13 protein-coding genes are annotated in these 17,091 nt (G+C 68.3%); 10 read left to right on the top strand and 3 right to left on the bottom strand.

The features are described 5' to 3' along the window. Positions 1-1,143, top strand: a complete 1,143-nt coding sequence (locus tag ML342_RS00830; protein WP_240125342.1) for a 5-(carboxyamino)imidazole ribonucleotide synthase — start codon at positions 1-3, stop codon at positions 1,141-1,143. Positions 1,144-1,224: 81 nt separating this feature from the next. On the opposite strand, the gene ML342_RS00835 is transcribed toward ML342_RS00830, so the two are convergent. Further along, positions 1,225-1,803 (bottom strand): superoxide dismutase, encoded by a 579-nt coding sequence (locus ML342_RS00835; protein ID WP_240125019.1) that lies wholly within the window; start codon positions 1,801-1,803, stop codon positions 1,225-1,227. A 143-nt stretch (positions 1,804-1,946) separates the two neighbouring features. On the opposite strand from ML342_RS00835, the gene grxD reads away from it, so the two are divergent. From grxD to ppnN, 5 genes are all read left to right on the top strand, one after another. Then, positions 1,947-2,267, top strand: a complete 321-nt coding sequence (grxD, locus tag ML342_RS00840; protein ID WP_240125343.1) for a Grx4 family monothiol glutaredoxin — start codon at positions 1,947-1,949, stop codon at positions 2,265-2,267. Beyond that, on the top strand, positions 2,264-2,992 hold the full coding sequence (locus ML342_RS00845; protein WP_439655133.1) for an SDR family NAD(P)-dependent oxidoreductase: 729 nt from the start codon (positions 2,264-2,266) through the stop codon (positions 2,990-2,992). Before grxD ends, ML342_RS00845 begins: the two co-directional genes overlap by 4 nt. Continuing rightward, complete coding sequence (locus ML342_RS00850; RefSeq protein ID WP_240125021.1) at positions 2,989-3,582, top strand: YhgN family NAAT transporter; 594 nt, start codon at positions 2,989-2,991, stop codon at positions 3,580-3,582. Before ML342_RS00845 ends, ML342_RS00850 begins: the two co-directional genes overlap by 4 nt. Before the next feature lie 211 nt (positions 3,583-3,793). Next, the gene (locus ML342_RS00855) at positions 3,794-7,138 is read left to right on the top strand and encodes a TonB-dependent receptor (protein WP_240125022.1); all 3,345 of its coding nucleotides are present in this window, start codon (positions 3,794-3,796) and stop codon (positions 7,136-7,138) included. A 119-nt stretch (positions 7,139-7,257) separates the two neighbouring features. After that, positions 7,258-8,661, top strand: coding sequence for a nucleotide 5'-monophosphate nucleosidase PpnN (gene ppnN, locus ML342_RS00860; protein WP_240125023.1), 1,404 nt, complete (start codon positions 7,258-7,260; stop codon positions 8,659-8,661). A gap of 49 nt (positions 8,662-8,710) precedes the next feature. Here the strand turns inward: ppnN and ML342_RS00865 are convergent, their stop codons facing one another. Beyond that, the gene (locus ML342_RS00865) at positions 8,711-9,715 is read right to left on the bottom strand and encodes a sensor histidine kinase (RefSeq protein WP_240125024.1); all 1,005 of its coding nucleotides are present in this window, start codon (positions 9,713-9,715) and stop codon (positions 8,711-8,713) included. A gap of 244 nt (positions 9,716-9,959) precedes the next feature. Next, the gene (locus tag ML342_RS00870) at positions 9,960-10,349 is read right to left on the bottom strand and encodes a hypothetical protein (protein ID WP_240125025.1); all 390 of its coding nucleotides are present in this window, start codon (positions 10,347-10,349) and stop codon (positions 9,960-9,962) included. Positions 10,350-10,447: 98 nt separating this feature from the next. On the opposite strand from ML342_RS00870, the gene ML342_RS00875 reads away from it, so the two are divergent. From ML342_RS00875 to ML342_RS00890, 4 genes are all read left to right on the top strand, one after another. Then, complete coding sequence (locus ML342_RS00875) at positions 10,448-11,164, top strand: pseudouridine synthase (RefSeq protein WP_240125026.1); 717 nt, start codon at positions 10,448-10,450, stop codon at positions 11,162-11,164. A gap of 227 nt (positions 11,165-11,391) precedes the next feature. After that, positions 11,392-11,601 (top strand): cold-shock protein, encoded by a 210-nt coding sequence (locus ML342_RS00880; protein ID WP_072755265.1) that lies wholly within the window; start codon positions 11,392-11,394, stop codon positions 11,599-11,601. A 106-nt stretch (positions 11,602-11,707) separates the two neighbouring features. Then, a complete protein-coding gene (locus ML342_RS00885; protein WP_240125027.1) occupies positions 11,708-12,529 on the top strand; it encodes an RsiV family protein in 822 nt (273 codons plus the stop codon). Between the two features lie 124 nt (positions 12,530-12,653). Next, complete coding sequence (locus ML342_RS00890; RefSeq protein ID WP_240125028.1) at positions 12,654-16,994, top strand: DEAD/DEAH box helicase; 4,341 nt, start codon at positions 12,654-12,656, stop codon at positions 16,992-16,994. Positions 16,995-17,091 lie beyond the last annotated feature (97 nt).

The raw sequence follows: 17,091 nt of genomic DNA on the forward strand, positions 1-17,091 counted from the left end.
ATGACCACCGTCGGCATCCTTGGTGGCGGCCAGCTGGCGCGCATGCTGGCCCTGGCGGGCGCCCCGCTGGGCCTGCGTTTTTTGGTGCTCGATACCGCCCACGATGCCTGCGCCGGGCAGTTTGCGCCGATGGTGGTCGGCGATTACACCGATCCGGCGGCGCTGGAGGAGTTCGCCTCGCGGATCGGCGTGGCGACCTTCGATTTCGAGAACGTGCCGGCGGAATCGGCGCGCTGGCTCACCGGCAAGGTGCCGGTGTTCCCGAACCCGCGCGCGTTGGCCACCGCGCAGGACCGGCTGGCCGAGAAGACCCTGTTCCGCGAACTCGGCATCCCGGTGCCGCCGTTCGCGGACGTGCCGGATCGCGCCGCGCTGGACGCGGCGGTCACCGCGCTCGGCACGCCCTGCATCCTCAAGACGCGCCGGCTCGGCTACGACGGCAAGGGTCAGTTCCGCATCAAGACCTCGGCCGACATCGAGGCTGCCTGGGAGGCATTGGGGCCGCAGGCGGAAAGGGTGGGGCTGATCCTGGAAGGCTTCGTCGCCTTCCAGCGCGAGCTGTCGGTGGTGGCCGTGCGCGGCCGCGACGGCGAGTTCCGCGCCTGGCCGCTGACCGAGAACTGGCATGTCGATGGCGTGCTCTCGGCCAGCTTGGCGCCGGCGCCGGTGGATGCTGCCCTGCGCGACACCGCCTTGTCCCATGCGCGTAAGCTGGCCGAGGCGCTGGACTACGTCGGCGTGTTCGCGCTGGAGCTGTTCTGCCGCGACGGCGAGCTGCTGGCCAACGAGATGGCGCCGCGCGTGCACAACTCCGGGCACTGGACCATCGAAGGCAGCGAGACCAGCCAGTTCCAGAACCATCTGCGCGCGGTGCTCGGCCTGCCGCTGGGCGATACCCGCATGGTCGGCCATGCCTGCATGCTGAACTGGATCGGTGCCCTGCCCGACGCGGGCCCGGTGCTGCGTGAAGCGGGCGGGCACTGGCACGATTACGGCAAGCTGCCGCGCGCGGGCCGCAAGGTCGGCCATGCCACCTTGCGCGCCGAGCATCCGGCGGAGCTGGCGGCATCGCTGCGCCGCATCGGTGAGGCGCTGGGCCGGCAGGCGCAGGTCGCGCCGGTGATCGCGCGGTTGACGGCCTGAGCGCGTCTCACGGCGGGGATCGCAACGAAAACGGCCGGGCTGCCCCGGCCGTTTCTCCATGACATGGAATGATTGGACGGCTTATTTCATTTGGGCCGCCACGAAATCCCAATTCACCAGATTCCAGAACGCCTCGACATACTTCGGGCGGGCGTTGCGGTAATCGATGTAGTAGGCGTGCTCCCACACGTCGCAGGTGAGCAGCGGGGTGTCCTCGCCGGTCAGCGGGGTGGCCGCGTTGGAGGTGCTGACCAGCGCCAGCGCGCCATCCGGACGCTGCACCAGCCAGGCCCAGCCAGAGCCGAACGTGCCGATCGCGGTCTTGGTGAAGGCTTCCTTGAACGCGGCAAAGCTGCCGAATGCGGCGTTGATCGCCTCGCCCAGCTTGCCGCCGGGCTCGCCACCGCCGCCCGGCTTCAGGCAGTTCCAGTAGAAGGTGTGGTTCCACACTTGCGCGGCGTTGTTGAACATGCCGCCCTGCGACTTGCGGATGATCTCCTCCAGCGGCATGCCGTCGAACTCGGTGCCGGCGATCATCGCGTTCAGATTGGTGACGTAGGCCTGATGATGCTTGCCGTAGTGGTAGTCGATGGTTTCGGCCGAAATGTGCGGCTCGAGTGCAGTGCGGTCATAGGGCAGAGCGGGCAGTTCGATGGCCACGGCAGACTCCTTGAGTGGTTGGGGTGGGGCGCGGCAGCGGCCGCGCGGACGGCTTACAATGCGGCATTGTATCCGCCACGCTCGTTGTCAAAAGGTGAAGCAGGCGGTTTGCACCGTTGCAGGAGTTCATCCGCATGTCGTCCATGTCCGTGGAAGAGCGCATCCGCGCGATCATCGAAAATCATCCCATCGTGCTGTTCATGAAGGGCACTCCGCAGTTCCCGATGTGCGGCTTCTCCAGCCGCGCCGTGCAGGCGCTGAAGGCGGCCGGCGCCACCGATCTGCATGCCGTGAACGTGCTGGAGGATCCGGAGATCCGCGCCAACTTGCCCCGCTATTCGGACTGGCCGACCTTCCCGCAGCTGTTCATCAACGGTGAGTTGATCGGCGGTTGCGACATCACCGTGGAGCTGGCCGAATCCGGCGAGCTCGCGCGGTTGGTGGCCGACGCGCGGAAGGACTGAGCGTGCCGGGCGCGCTGCAAGACCGCGCCGTGCTGGTGACCGGCGCCACCGGTGGGCTGGGGGCGGCCGCGGCCGTGGCCTGCGCCGAGGCCGGGGCGACCGTGGTCCTGCTCGGGCGCCGGGTCGCCGCGCTCAACCGCGTGTACGACGCTGCGCGGGCGGTCGGGCCGGAGCCGGCGCTGTATCCGCTGGATCTGGAAGGCGCCTCGCCCGACGATTACGACCAGCTGGCGCAGGTCCTGGAGCGCGAGTTCGGGCGACTCGACGGCCTGCTGCACTGCGCCGCCGAGTTCAAAGGGTTGACTCCGCTGGCACATACCGATCCGGCCGATTTCGCCCGCGCCCTCCATGTCGATCTGACCGCGCGCTGGTGGCTGACCCAGGCCTGCCTGCCGCTGCTGGCGAAGTCCGATCTCGGCGCGGCCGTTTTCGTGCTGGACGATCCTGCCCGCACCAGTGGCGCGTTCTGGGGCGGGTATGGCCTGGCGCAGGCCGCGCAGGCGGCATTGATCGGCATGCTGCAGGCCGAGCTGGGCGAAGCCGGTCCGCGCATCAGCGGGCTGCGGCTGGGCCCGATGCGCACCGGCCTGCGCGCCCGCGCCTACCAGGCCAATGCCGATACCGAGGCGCGTCCGCCTGGGGAATACGCCGCCGCCTGCGTGGAGTTGTTGTCCGCGGCCGGTATGGCTTGGCGTGGGCGGGTGCGCGAGGTGGCTGCGGCATGACCATCATTTCCGCCGCCGTCCTGCTGTTCTTCATCCTCGACCCGCTGGGCAACATCCCGGTGCTGCTGAGCCTGTTCCGCAGCGTGCCGCCCGAGCGCCAGCGCAAGGTCCTGCTGCGCGAGCTGCTGATTGCGCTCATCGTGCTGATGCTGTTCCTGTGGGGCGGCCAGTACGCGCTGGAGCTGATGCACCTGCGTCAGGAATCGGTGTCGATCGCCGGCGGCATCGTACTGTTCCTGATCGGCTTGCGCATGATCTTCCCGACCGCGGACGGGGTGATGGGCGAGGTGCCGGGCGGCGAGCCCTTCATCGTGCCGCTGGCGGTTCCGATGATCGCCGGGCCGTCCGGCATGGCCGCAGTCATGCTGCTGGGCAGCCAGCAGCCCGATCGCATGGGCGACTGGATGCTGGCCCTCACCCTGGCCTGGCTGGCCACCGCGGTGATCCTGCTGAGCGCCACCTGGCTCAAGACGCTGCTGGGCACCCGCGCGCTGATCGCGCTGGAGCGCCTGATGGGCATGGTGATCGTGGCGCTGTCGGTGCAGATGTTCCTGGACGGACTCTCCAGCTACCTGCGCGCGGTGGCGTGAGGGTTGCGTCCGGTCCAGGGATGTTGCCAAGAGGGCTGTCATGACGCCGTCATGATCCCCCTCCAGCATGTTAAACTTCAGTGATTCCGTACGCCGGGGCACGGCGTGCGGAAATCCCGCAGAACGGGCCGGTGACCGCAGGGGGCGGGCGCACCAGCCCTCGAGCCGATTCGCCCGCGTATTTTTCTATACAACCGTTAGAGGTCATACCATGAACCACCTGAACCGCGTCCGGCTGTCGAAGCTGTCGCTGGGCCTGATGGTCGCGCTTGCCGCGGCTCCCGTGTTCGCGCAGAGCACATCGTCCGGCCTCGCTGGCCAGGTGACCGGCGCCAACGGCCAGCCCGTGGCTGGCGCCGAGGTCACCATCGTCCACGTCGAATCCGGCACGGTCAGTCGCGCCGTCACTGACGCCAATGGTCGTTACAACGCCCGCGGTCTGCGCGTGGGTGGTCCGTACCGGATCACCATCAGCAAGCCGGGCGAAGGTACCAAGACCGAGGATGGCGTGTATCTGGAGCTGAACCAGGTCAGCACCGTCAACGCCTCGCTGGCGCCGGTGTCGAAGGATCTGGACAAGGTGGTCGTGGTGGGCGATGCGGGCAACTACCTGTTCGACCCCAACAACCGCGGCATCAGCACCTCGATCAGCGGCCGCCAGCTGGAAACCGCAGTCAGCGGTAACCGCTCGCTGGATGACATCGCGCGCCTGGATCCGCGCGTCACCGTGACCGACCAGAACGACGGCTCGATCTCGGTCAGCGGCCAGAACAACCGCTACAACAGCATCAGCGTGGACGGCCTGTCGGTGAACGACCCGTTCGGCCTGAACGCCAACGGCCTGGGCTTCACCGGTTCGCCGATCTCGCCGGATACGATCGCCGCGTATGACATCAAGATCACCGGCTTCGACGTCACCAACGATTCCGTCGGCGCCAGCATCAATGCCGTGACCAAGTCCGGCACCAACGATTTCCATGGCTCGCTGTACTACGCGCTGACCGACGCCAGCAGCATGGTCGGTCGCCGGGGTGGCCCGGCTTATAAGGGCTTCGACAAGAATGAGACCACCGGCTTCACCTTCGGTGGCCCGATCATCAAGGACAAGCTGTTCTTCTTCACCTCCTACGAGGAGCAGAAGATCAGCAATCTGGCCGGCGTCGGCACCGATGCCGTCACTAGCAGCAAGCTGACGGCCCAGCAGGTGGCCGACGTAGTGGCGGCGTTCAATGCCATTGGTCTGAACGTCGGCAACTACGGCGACGTGGCGGCTTCGCTCGACAACAAGCGTACCCTGGCCAAGCTGGACTGGAACATCAACGACAACCACCGCGCCAGCTTCACCTTCCAGCGCACCGACGAGAAGCGCCCGACGCCGTACAGCTCGTACGCACGCGATTACACCGTGCTTCTGCCGAGCAACTGGTACACCGTCGCCAACAAGACCGACAACTATTCGGTGCAGCTGTTCAGCGACTGGACCGAGAACTTCAGCACTGAGCTGAAGATCGGCTATCAGCACTACCACGCCAACAACGGCGCGGCGATCGACCAGCCCGAGGTCTATGCCTGCTTCACTGCGACCGCCAGCCAGTGCAGCAACGCGACCAACTCCAGCGCGGTCAACGGTTCCGCGCCGCGCGTGATCGGTGGCGAGGATCGGTTCCGTCACGAGAACTCGATCGACAGCAAGCGCATCAGTGGCACTTTCTCCGGCACCTACTATGCCGGCGATCACGTGATCAAGGGCGGCGTGGACTTCCTGAGCAACAAGGTGGCCAACGTGTTCGGCCAGCTGCTGCACGGGTCCTACAGCTTCTACGACAAGAACAACAACGGATCGGTGGTCGATGAGATCCTGGCCAAGAACTACTACTCGTTCGTCAAGAACTACCTGCCGACCGGCGTGACCCTGGCCGACAGCGCCGGCACCTGGAAGTACACCCAGATCAGCCCGTTCCTGCAGGACACCTGGCAGGTGACCGACAACCTGTCGCTGGTGTTCGGTGTGCGCGTCAACATCCCGAAGGCCGACCATGCGCCGCCGGTCGCGGTGGAGAGCAGCACCAACACCGCGCCGGGCGCCACCCCGGGCGCGCCGGTGTGGGAGAGCCGCTTTGGCTACACCAGCGCCACCACCCTGAGCTCGAAGAACAAGGTGATCGAGCCGCGCTTCGCGTTCAACTACACCTTCCCGACCGAGAACAAGATGCAGCTGCGCGGTGGCGCCGGCCTGTTCCAGACCGTGCCGCCCTATGTGTGGATGACCAATCCGTACACCAACAACGGCGTGGTCTCGGCCAAGCAGTACAGCAGCACCAATCCGAGCGCCGATCCGTTCAGCCCGGATCCCTACAACCAGCCGGGCCCGACCGCGGTGGCGTCCGGCGTGTGCGCGACCAACGCAGTCTGCCAGATCGACGTGGTGGACCCGAACTTCAAGCTCCCCACCGCCTGGAAGTTCAGCCTGGGCTTCGATGCCGAGCTGCCCTGGCTGTGGGGGATCACCGCCAGCCTGGACTATCAGCATCTGCAGGCGAAGGATGCGATCGACTACAAGATTCCGAACGTCGGCGTGCCGAACGGCAAGCTGCCGGATGGGCGTGATTCGTACTGGGTGACTTATCCCAATTCCAGCACTACCTCGATTGGTACGGGCACCAATAACGGCGCGTATGCCGAGATCAGCACCCGTTCGACCCTGCTGACCAATACCAACAAGGGCCATACCGACGCGCTGACCCTGACCCTGTCCAAGAGCATGGCCAACGGCTTCCGCGGCAGCTTCAGCATCACCCAGACCCGCAGCACCGAGGTCATGCCGGGTACCGCCTCGCAGGCGTTCTCGAACTACAACTACGTGGCGCGGGTGAATCCGAACGATTCGGTGGAGGCGGCCTCGCGCTTCGAGGTGCCGCTGTCGGTCAAGGCCTCGCTGAACTGGGATCACGCGTTCTTCGGTGATTACAAGACCACGATCTCGGTGTACTACAACGGGCGCAACGGCCTGCCGTACAGCTGGGTGTTTGGCACCGACGTGAACGGCGATGGCATCGCCAACGTCGACCTGGCGTACATTCCGACGTTGAACGACCCCAAGGTCACTTACAAGCCTGGCACCACCCAGGCGCAGATCGATGCCTTCCAGGCGCTCATCAGCAGCGATCCATACCTGAACGCCCACCGTGGCCAGATCGCGGAGCGCAACAAGTCGCATCAGCCCTGGATCAATCAGCTGGACGTGGGCTTCCAGCAGGAGCTGCCCGGCTTCTTCAAGGGCAACAAGTTCGTGGTACGCCTGGACATCTACAACTTCCTGAACCTGCTCAACAAGAACTGGGGCCAGCAGAACGGCCTGGGCTTCTTCGGTACCCGCCGTCTGGCCAATGTCGTGGACGTCACCGGTACCTGCCCGACCAACTGCCAGTATGTGTATGATCTGGGTACTCCCACCAACCCGACCTGGCAGAGCTTCGGCGTGTACGACACCTATGCCAACCCGGCGCGCGTGATCTCGCGCTGGCAGGCGCTGTTGACCATCAAGTACAAGTTCTGATCCCGATAGTCATCGGTTCTCTCTGCGAACGCCCGGGGCCACCCGGGCGTTTTTTTCGTGCGTTTTCCAGCCGCGCCGTCGTTGCGTCGCGGCGGTGGCAACTGCGCTAAAGTGGACGCATGAACGACAACAACGATTCGCCCAATCTCGCCGCTGCGGCGGCTTCCACGCTCCCCACGGTTTCCACCCATATCTATCCCCGCGGCGGGCTGGACGTGCTCTCGCGCGAGGAGGTGGCGCGCCTGCGCGATGCCTCCTCCGGTGGCCTGCATGAACTTCTGCGCCGCTGCGCGCTGGCAGTGCTGACCTCCGGCAGCGCCTCCGACGACCCGCGCGCCGCGCAGGAGCTGTATCCCGAGTTCGATATCCAGGTGCGGCAGCAGGACCGCGGCGTGCGCATCGAGCTGACCCACGCGCCGGCGATGGCGTTCGTCGATGGCCAGATCATCGCGGGCGTGGCCGAGCTGCTGTTCGCGGTGGTGCGCGACATCGCGTTCACCGCGATCGACCTCAACGGCGACTGTCAGCCGCAGACGTCGGCCGACATCACCGACGCGGTGTTCCGCCTGCTGCGCAATGCGCGCGTGCTGCAGCCGGGCGACCCGAATCTGGTGGTGTGCTGGGGCGGCCACTCGATCGGCCAGGAGGAGTACAAGTACACCAAACAGGTCGGCTACGAGCTGGGCCTGCGCGGGCTCGACATCTGCACCGGCTGTGGCCCGGGCGCGATGAAGGGGCCGATGAAGGGCGCCACCATCGCGCATGCCAAGCAGCGCCGCCGCCGCAGCCGCTACATCGGCATCACCGAGCCGGGGATCATCGCAGCCGAGTCGCCCAACCCGATCGTCAACCACCTGGTGATCATGCCGGACATCGAAAAGCGCCTGGAGGCGTTCGTCCGCATCGGGCACGGCATCATCGTATTCCCCGGTGGCGTCGGAACCTGCGAGGAGATCCTGTATCTGCTGGGCATCCTGCTGCGCGAGGAAAACGCGAATCTGCATTTCCCCTTGATCCTTACCGGCCCGACCGGCGCGGCGCCGTATTTCGAGCAGATCGACAAATTCATCCGCCTGACCCTGGGCGATGCCGCAGCAGCGCGCTATGAGATCATCGTTGCCGATCCGGTGCAGGTGGCCAAGCGCATGGAGGCGGGCATCCGCAAGGTGAAGGAACAGCGCATCGCGCAGCAGGATTCGTTCTTCTTCAACTGGGGGTTGCATGTGCCGCTGGAGTTCCAGCAGCCGTTCACCCCGACCCACGAGCTGATGGCAGGATTGGACCTGCACCACGGGCGCAAGCCGTACGAGCTGGCGGCCGATCTGCGACGCGCGTTCTCCGGGATCGTGGCGGGCAACGTGAAGGAGGACGGCATGCGCCGGATCGAGGCGCACGGGCCGTTCGAGATTCACGGCGATGCCGACATCATGCAGGCGCTGGATGCGCTGTTGCGCGCCTTCGTCCAGCAGCGGCGGATGAAGATCGCCGGCGACTATCAGCCCTGCTACAGGGTGGTGGCCTGATCCACTGCGATCACCGCCGCCACGCTGCGGCGGTGGTCCATGTTGGTGCTCATGCCGGCAGGAGCATGCGCGCGACGTAGCGCCCGTGCTCGACCCCGGCGTCCACCCGGCCGCGGTCGGCGGTCATCGCCTGCACCCGCTCGCGCGCGGAGGCAAGCCCGATGGCATGGCCGCGTCGGGCCTCATCGTCCGCGGGCAGGTCATTGCTGATCCGGATCTCGATCCAGCTACCGTCGATGCGCACCTGCACTTCGACCCGGCCGCCTTGCGGCAGGCGCTCGATGCCGTGGCGGATCGCGTTCTCGGCGAGCGGCTGGATCGACAGCGACGGCACCTGCACGGCCGGCACCGGCTCTGGCACCTGCCAGTCCAGCTGCAGCCGCGGGCCGAGGCGCAGGGCTTCGATGTCCAGGTAGCGCCGGGTCAGCGCCAGTTCTTCGGCCAGCGGGATTTCTTGCGGCCCGCGCAGCGCGCTGCGGAACAGGTCGGCCAGATCCAGCAGCACGCGTTCGGCCGCATCCGGCTGCGCGTGCACCAGCGCGGCGCCGGTATTGAGGGTGTTGAACAGGAAGTGCGGATGGATGCGCGCCTGCAGCGCCTCCAGTTCCAGCTGTTTTGCGCGGACCGCCCATTGCCGCGAGCGCCAGTAGTTCTGGTAGGTGAGCAGCCCGATCAAGCCCACCACCAGGGCCAGTCCCAGCATGCGCAGGATGAAGCCGGTGCGCGTGCCTTCGGCGTTGGCGGTCATCACCAGCACGCTCCAGGCCGCCGCGGCCACCAACAGGCTCATCAGCAGGAACAGGACCAGGCAGGCCCAGGCCAGGCGCAGCGGCGGCAGGCGTCCCAGCGGCCGCCGCAGCAAGTAAATCGCGCACAGGGTGCCCAGGGCCACCCACTGGATGCCGAGCGAGGCCAGCCCGAAATGCACCAGACGCTCGCCGCCGTGGGTGGGCGCCAGCGCCAGGATCGCGGCCAGGGCTTCGCCGCCCAGCACCACGCCCATCAGCGCGGGCGGGCGCCATAGCGCGGCCAGCGGGTCATCGGCAGTGGACATGCGCCTCCTCCGGTTGTCACCAGATTGCATCGCATGATAGGCGCACCAGTGAAGGTCTGAACAACGCCGTCCAGGCGTTGTCAGCCCGCGCCGAGCCCGGTACAGGCCCGGACTGGCCCAAACGCATCAATCACTTGCATGATTGATGCGCGGCTGGCCATCCATCGCCGACGGGAACCTTTGAGCTGATCAGAGGTTCCTGCCGAGGCCCGCGGGGACGCGCGGTATTCCGTCCCGGCTCGCCTCACTTGGTCGGCGAGGCGACCGGCACGGTATGGGTCGGAGCCGAGGTCGGCGTCGGATTGCCGCCGGCTGCGCGTCGTTCCAGCATGGCCTTGGGGGTGGCCGGCAGGCTACCGCAGGGCGGGCATTCGATCGGCGCCGGGAGCTGGGATTGCTGCGGGCGCGTGCCGGGCTGGGCGGTGGTCGCGCCGCGCGCCGTATCGAGGGTGATGCGGTTGTGGAAAGGCGTGTGCCGGCCTCCGGCTTCGGCGGTGCGGGCAGCGTCGGCCTTGGTCAGCTTGGCGCCGGCGGCGATGTCATCGCGGGTCTTGGCGACGGGTTCGGTGGCGTGCAGGGACGCGCTGGCGAACGTCAGCATGAGCAAGCCTGGAAGCAGCCAATGAGGGCGCATGTGAAGCTCCTGTGAGTGTTGGAGGAATGCAGGCCAGATCGGCGTGACGGGTGGATTTTTTCATCGTCTGACGCGCACCGGCCGGTAGAATGCCGTTCATGCGCCTGAACCGTCACATCGCCGACACCGGCTTCTGCTCCCGTCGCGAGGCCGATCGCCTGATCGTGCAAGGGCGGGTCACCGTCAATGGGCTGCCCGCCCGCATCGGCGCGGAGCTGGGAGCAGGCGACGAGGTGCGCATCGACGGCAACCTGCTTGCCGCACGCACTGCCGCCGCAGGCAAACGCCGGCACGTCTATATCGCGCTGAACAAGCCGGTGGGCATCACCTGCACCACTGAGACCGACGTGAAGGACAACATCGTCGATTTCGTTGGTCACGAGCAGCGCATCTTCCCGATCGGCCGGCTGGACAAGGACTCGGAAGGGCTGATCCTGCTGACCAGCAACGGCGACATCGTCAACCGCATCCTGCGCGCCGAGAACAAGCTGGAGAAGGAATATCTGGTCGCGGTGAATCACCCGGTGACGGAGGAGTTCCTGCGCGGGATGGCCCGGGGTGGGGTGCCGGTGCACGGTGTGCCCACGCTGCCCTGCAAGACCGGCAAGCTGGGGCGGTATGGCTTTCGGATCGTGCTGGTGCAGGGCCTGAACCGGCAGATCCGGCTGATGGCGGCGCATTTCGGCTACCGGGTCAAGCGGCTGCTCCGGGTCCGGATCGGCAACGTCAAGCTGGGCCATCTCAAGCCCGGACGATGGCGCAACCTGACCGACGCCGAGCTGCGTGGTCTACTGCCTGGACACACCGACTGGTAGCCCCAACGTCCGGCACGGGACGAAAAAAATCTTGCGGAAGATGCACAAATGCACTCGAAAACAGGGTAATGTGCGCTCACTGTTTCAAGCGGGATCACGGTACATCGTGACCCGATGCGGTAGATCCATTGCGATCCGCTACATCGTGTGCGTTGCCCCTTGCTCGACAGTCGCGGCTGGCTCGCCTGCCGTGTTTCCATTTCAAACTGTTCTTCAGGAGTAGCAACATGTCGGATCGTCAGACCGGTACCGTCAAGTGGTTCAACGACGCCAAGGGCTTCGGCTTCATCACCCCGGAATCCGGCCCGGACGTCTTCGTCCACTTCCGCTCGATCGTGGGCACTGGCTTCAAGTCCTTGCAGGAAGGCCAGAAGGTCTCCTTCAAGGTCGTGCAGGGCCAGAAGGGCCTGCAGGCCGACGAAGTGCAGGCGCTGTAAGCCGCCCGCGCATCGCGCAGAAAAGCCCGGCGTAAGCCGGGCTTTTTCTTTGCGCGCGTCGTGTCAGAATCCGCGCGCTTCCTGGTTGTCAGCGAGTGCTCGTTGCATGGCGGCGTTCACATCCGGTCTTCGCATCGTCTTCCTGGGATGCCTGCTGCTGGCAGCTTGCCAGCGTGGGCGCGAGGTGCAGGCATCCGTGGGGGCTTCGGAGGCATCCAGACAGGCCTCGGTCGAGGCCGCCCCAGAGTTGCAGGACGTGATCGAAACCACGCCTGCCTACATCATCGGCATCAGCTATCCGCAGGCGGCCAGGCGCTATCCACCGCTAGCGCGGGCGCTGCAGGATTACGCCGTGGCGATGCAGGATCAACTGATGCAGGCGGTAGGCAAGTTGCAAGGCCGCAAGCCGCCGGCGCCCTATGACCTCAGCCTGCAGTTCAGCATGGTCGCGGAAACGCCGCGGGTGGTCGCGGTGGCCGCCAGCGGTAGCAGCTATCAGGGCGGCGCGCATGGCATTCCGTTGGAGCAGCGCTTCGTCTGGCTGCCGCAGATGCAGCAGATGCTGGCGGCCGAGCAGTTGATTCCAGATGCAGCAGGCTGGCAGGCGGTGGCCGACTATGCGCGCGCCCGCCTGAAGGCCCAGCTGCAGCGCGATCTCGACGATGACCACCTGGAGCCCGACGTCTACGCGGAGCAACTGCAGATGCGCGGCGGCATGATCGATGCGGGCACTGCACCGAAGCCGGCGCATTTCGCACTGTTCGAGCCGGTGATGAATGCCGATGGCAGCATCCGCGCGCTGCGCTTCGTGTTCCCGCCCTACCAGGTCGCGCCCTACGTGGAAGGCACCCAGACCGTGGAGGTACCAGCCAAGGTGCTGCTGCCGTGGGTGGCGCCCACCTTCCGGCCGCTGTTCCGCGCCGGCTGAGCGGCACGCCGTCGCAGGCGTTGCGACGGCATACGGGCAAGCTGCGCGGATGCCCGCCCAGTTGCGCATCGCCTTCGCGCACCCCGTTCAGGCGCCTGCCGCAGGCGCGGCGGATAATCCGCGCATGGACGTCCATCCCGTGTTCGCGGCGTTCCATCCGGCGGTGGCCGGATGGTTCGCGCGCACGTTTACCGCACCAACCCCGGCCCAGGAGCGGGCGTGGCCAGCAATCCACACTGGCAGCGACGTGCTGGTGGCGGCCCCGACCGGCGCAGGCAAGACCCTGACCGGTTTTCTCGCCGCACTGGACGGCCTGGTGCGCGAGGGCCTCGCGCACGGGCTGCCGGACGCCACCTGCGTGCTGTACGTCTCGCCGCTGAAGGCGCTGTCCAACGACATCCACCTCAACCTGGAGGCGCCGCTGGCTGGAATCGCCGCGGAGCTGGCGCGGCTGGGCCTGCCCGAGGTGGCGATCCGCACCGCCGTCCGCACCGGCGATACCCCCGCCGGCGAGCGGGCCGCCCTGCGCCGGCATCCGCCGCACGTGCTGGTGACCACCCCGGAGTCGCTGTACATCCTGCTCAACTCGGCCTCGGGCCGGGCGATGCTGGGCGGCGTGCGCACGGTGATCGTGGACGAGATCCACGCCCTGGTGCAGAGCAAGCGCGGCAGCCATCTGGCGCTGTCGCTGGCGCGGCTGGATGCGCTGACCGGTCGCCGCGCCCAGCGGATCGGGCTGTCGGCCACCCAGAAGCCGGTGGAGGCGGTGGCACGCTTCCTCGCCGGGGCGGCGCCGCTGCCAGTGATCATCGACATCGGCCACGACCGCCCGCGCGATCTCGCGCTGGAGCTGCCGCCGACGCCGCTGGAGCCGGTGATGTCGCATCCGCAGTGGGCGCAGGTGTATGCGCGCATCGCCGAGCTCGCTGGCGCGCACGCCACCACCCTGGTGTTCGTCAACACCCGGCGCATGGCCGAGCGCACCGCGCGCCATCTGGCCGAGCTGCTGGGCGAGCAACAGGTGGCCGCGCACCACGGCTCGCTGTCCAAGGAGCTGCGGCTGGACGCCGAGCAGCGGCTCAAGCGCGGCCAGCTGAAGGTGCTGGTGGCCACCGCCTCGCTGGAGCTGGGGATCGACATCGGCGACGTCGAGCTGGTCTGCCAGATCGGCTCGCCGCGCAGTATCGCTGCCTTCCTGCAGCGGGTGGGGCGTTCCGGCCACCACGTTGGCGGCGTGCCCAAGGGCCGCCTGTTCCCCACCAGCCGCGATGAACTGCTGGAATGCGCGGCGCTGCTGGATGCGGTGCGGCGCGGCGAGCTTGACGCCCTGCGCATGCCGCTGGCGCCGCTGGACGTGCTGGCGCAGCAGATCGTGGCCGAGGTGGCCGCGCGCGACTGGGACGAGGACGCGCTGTATGCCTGCCTGTGCAGCGCGTATCCGTATGCGGATTTGCCGCGCGAACGCTTCGATGCGGTCGTGCGCATGCTGGACGAGGGCTTCGCCAGCCGCTACGGCCCCCGTGCCCGCTATCTGCATCGCGACGCCGTGCAGCGGCGGCTGCGTGCGCGCAAGGGCGCGCGCCTGGTCGCCACCCAGTCCGGCGGCACCATTCCCGACCTCGGCGACTACAGCGTGGTGCTGGAGCCGCAGGCGATCACCATCGGCAGCGTCACCGAGGATTTCGCGATCGAGAGCATCGGCGGCGACGTGTTCCAGCTCGGCAACGCCAGCTACCGCGTGCTGCGGGTCGAGGCCGGGGTGCTGCGGGTCGAGGATGCGCAGGGCCAGCCGCCGAGCATCCCGTTCTGGGTCGGCGAGGCGCCCGGGCGCACGGACGAGCTGTCGATCGCGCTGTCGCGCCTGCGCGCGCAGGTGCAGGCGGCTTTGGCGCAGGGTGGGGAAGCGCAGGCGCTGGCCTGGCTGTGCAATGACGTGGGCCTGTCGCCGCAGGCGGCGCAGCAGATCGCCGGCTACGCCGCGGCGCAGGTGGCCGGGTTCGGAATGCTGCCGACCCGCGAGCACATCGCGCTGGAGCGCTTCTTCGACGAATCCGGCGGTACCCAGCTGGTCATCCATTCGCCCTACGGCAGCCGCATCAACAAGGCCTGGGGCCTGGCCCTGCGCAAGCGCTTCTGCCGCAAGTTCAACTTCGAGCTGCAGGCGGCGGCGACCGAGGACTGCATCCTGCTGTCGCTGTCCACCAGCCACAGCTTCCCGCTGATCGAAGTGATCGGCTATCTGCATTCCTCCAGCGCGCGCGAGGTGCTGGTGCAGGCGTTGCTGGATGCGCCGCTGTTCCCGGCGCGTTTTCGCTGGAACGCCGCGACGGCGCTGGTTCTGCCGCGCTTTTCCGGCGGCCGCCGGGTGCTGCCGCAACTGCAGCGGATGAAGGCGGAAGACTTGATGGCCACGGTCTTCCCCGATCAGGTCGCGTGCCTGGAGAACATCGTCGGCGAACGCCAGGTGCCCGACCATCCGCTGGTGGCGCAGACCCTGGACGACTGCCTGCGTGAGGCGATGGACGTAGACGGCTGGCTGGCCCTGCTGCGCGCGCTGGAGGCGGGGCAGGTGGAGGTCACCGCGCGCGACCTCACCGCGCCATCGCCGTTCGCCGCAGAGGTGCTCGGGGCGCGGCCGTATGCCTTCCTCGACGATGCCCCGCTGGAGGAGCGCCGCACCCGCGCGGTGGCCGTGCGCCGGTTCGGCCTGCCCGAGCAGATGGATGATCTCGGCCGGCTGGACGAAGGTGCGATCACCGCCGCGCGCGAGGATGCCTGGCCGCAGGCCGCCAGTGCCGACGAGATGCACGCCGCGCTGGGCGATCTGGGCGTGCTCACGGACCACGAGGCGGAGGCGAGCGGCTGGCGGCCGCTGCTCGAAGCGCTGGCGGCGCAGGGGCGGGCGTGCTGCGCGCAGACCACGGCCGGCACGCGCTGGGTGGCTGCCGAGCGCCTGCCACTGCTGCGTGCGCTGCATCCAGACGCCGTCTGCACCCCGCCGCTGGCGTTGCCGCCCGCGCTGGCGCACGAATGGCCGCGCGAGGAGGCGCTGCGCGAGCTGGTGCGCGCGCGGCTGTCGGCGCTGGCGGTGACCGACGCGCAGGAACTGGCGGTGGGACTGGCGGTACCGGTGGCCGAGGTGGAGCTCGCGCTGCTGGCGCTGGAGCAGGAGGGCTACGCCCTGCGCGGCCGCTTCGCGCCGCAGGCGCAGGCCGAACAGTGGTGCGAGCGCACCCTGCTGGCGTGCATCCACCGGCACACCGTGGTGCGGCTGCGGCGCGAGATCGAGCCGGTCGCGGTGCGCGATTACGTGCGTTTTTTGTGCGACTGGCAGCACCTCTCCGGCGCCACCCGCATGCGCGGGCCGGAGGCGCTGGCGCGGGTACTGGCGCAACTAGAGGGGTTCGAGGCGCCGGCGCTGGCGTGGGAGGCCGAGCTGCTGCCGGCGCGGGTGCAGGGCTACGACCTGGCCTGGCTGGATGCGATGTGCGGCAGCGGGCGGATTGCCTGGGCGCGGCTGCGCGCCGGTGGCGAGGCGCTGGTGCGGGCGGCGCCGCTGGTGCTGCTGCCGCGCCCGCAGCTGGGGCGCTGGAGCCGGCTGGCCGCGGGCCAGCCGGAACCGGAGTCGCCGCCATCCTCGCGCGCGCAGCGGGTGGAGGCGGCGCTACAGGCGCATGGGGCGCTGTTCTTCGACGAGCTGCGGCAGGCCTCCGGCCTGCTGGAGGCCGAGCTGGAGGACGCGTTGGGCGAGCTGGTGGCGCGCGGGCGGGTGGGCTGCGACAGCTTCGCCGGCCTGCGCGCGCTGCTGCTGCCGGCCAGCCGGCGCGCGCCGCGGTTCATCCGCCGCGGGCACCGCGCCGCGCTGCGCGGGATCGCCGATGCCGGCCGCTGGGCGCGGGTCGCGCCGGTGCTGGGTGGGCTGCACGATCTCGATCCGCAGCAGGCGCAGGCCGACCGCGAGCATCTGGCGCGCGTCCTGCTCGCGCGCTGGGGCGTGGTGTGCTGGCCGCTGCTGGCGCGCGAGGCGCCGTGGCTGCCGCCGTGGCGGGAACTGCTGCGCGAGTATCAGCGGCTGGAGGCGCGTGGCGAGATCCGCGGCGGGCGCTTCATCGCCGGGGTGGCCGGGCCGCAGTTCGCGCTGCCGGAGGCGGTGGCCGGGCTGCGCGCGGTGCGCGCGCGTGCGCCCGACGGCACGCTGCTGGCGGTGTCCGCGGCCGACCCGCTGAACCTCGCCGGGCTGCTGCTGCCGGGCGAGAAGGTGCCGCGCCAGCCGGGCGCGCGGCTGCTGCTGCGCGACGGCGTGGTGATCGCCACCCAGATCGGCGGCGTGTTCGCGCCACGCGAGGCGCTGGCGCTGGACGCGCTCGAGGCGGCGCGCCACGCGCTGCGGCGGGAGCCGGGCGCCGCCTCGTTGCCGGCACCGGGATCGCGCCCGCAGGCCGATCCGTTTGGGCTGCGCTGTTGAGAGGGGCGTCACATTCCAATCGCGCGCACGATGTAAGTCGTCCCCGTAGCTAAAGATTCGATAAAAGGCGCCGTTACCTTCCTGGAGGGTGCGCCTG

Origin of the sequence: Thermomonas alba (assembly GCF_022419205.1) — a bacterium.
In the GTDB taxonomy this organism is placed as follows: Bacteria; Pseudomonadota; Gammaproteobacteria; order Xanthomonadales; family Xanthomonadaceae; genus Thermomonas; species Thermomonas alba.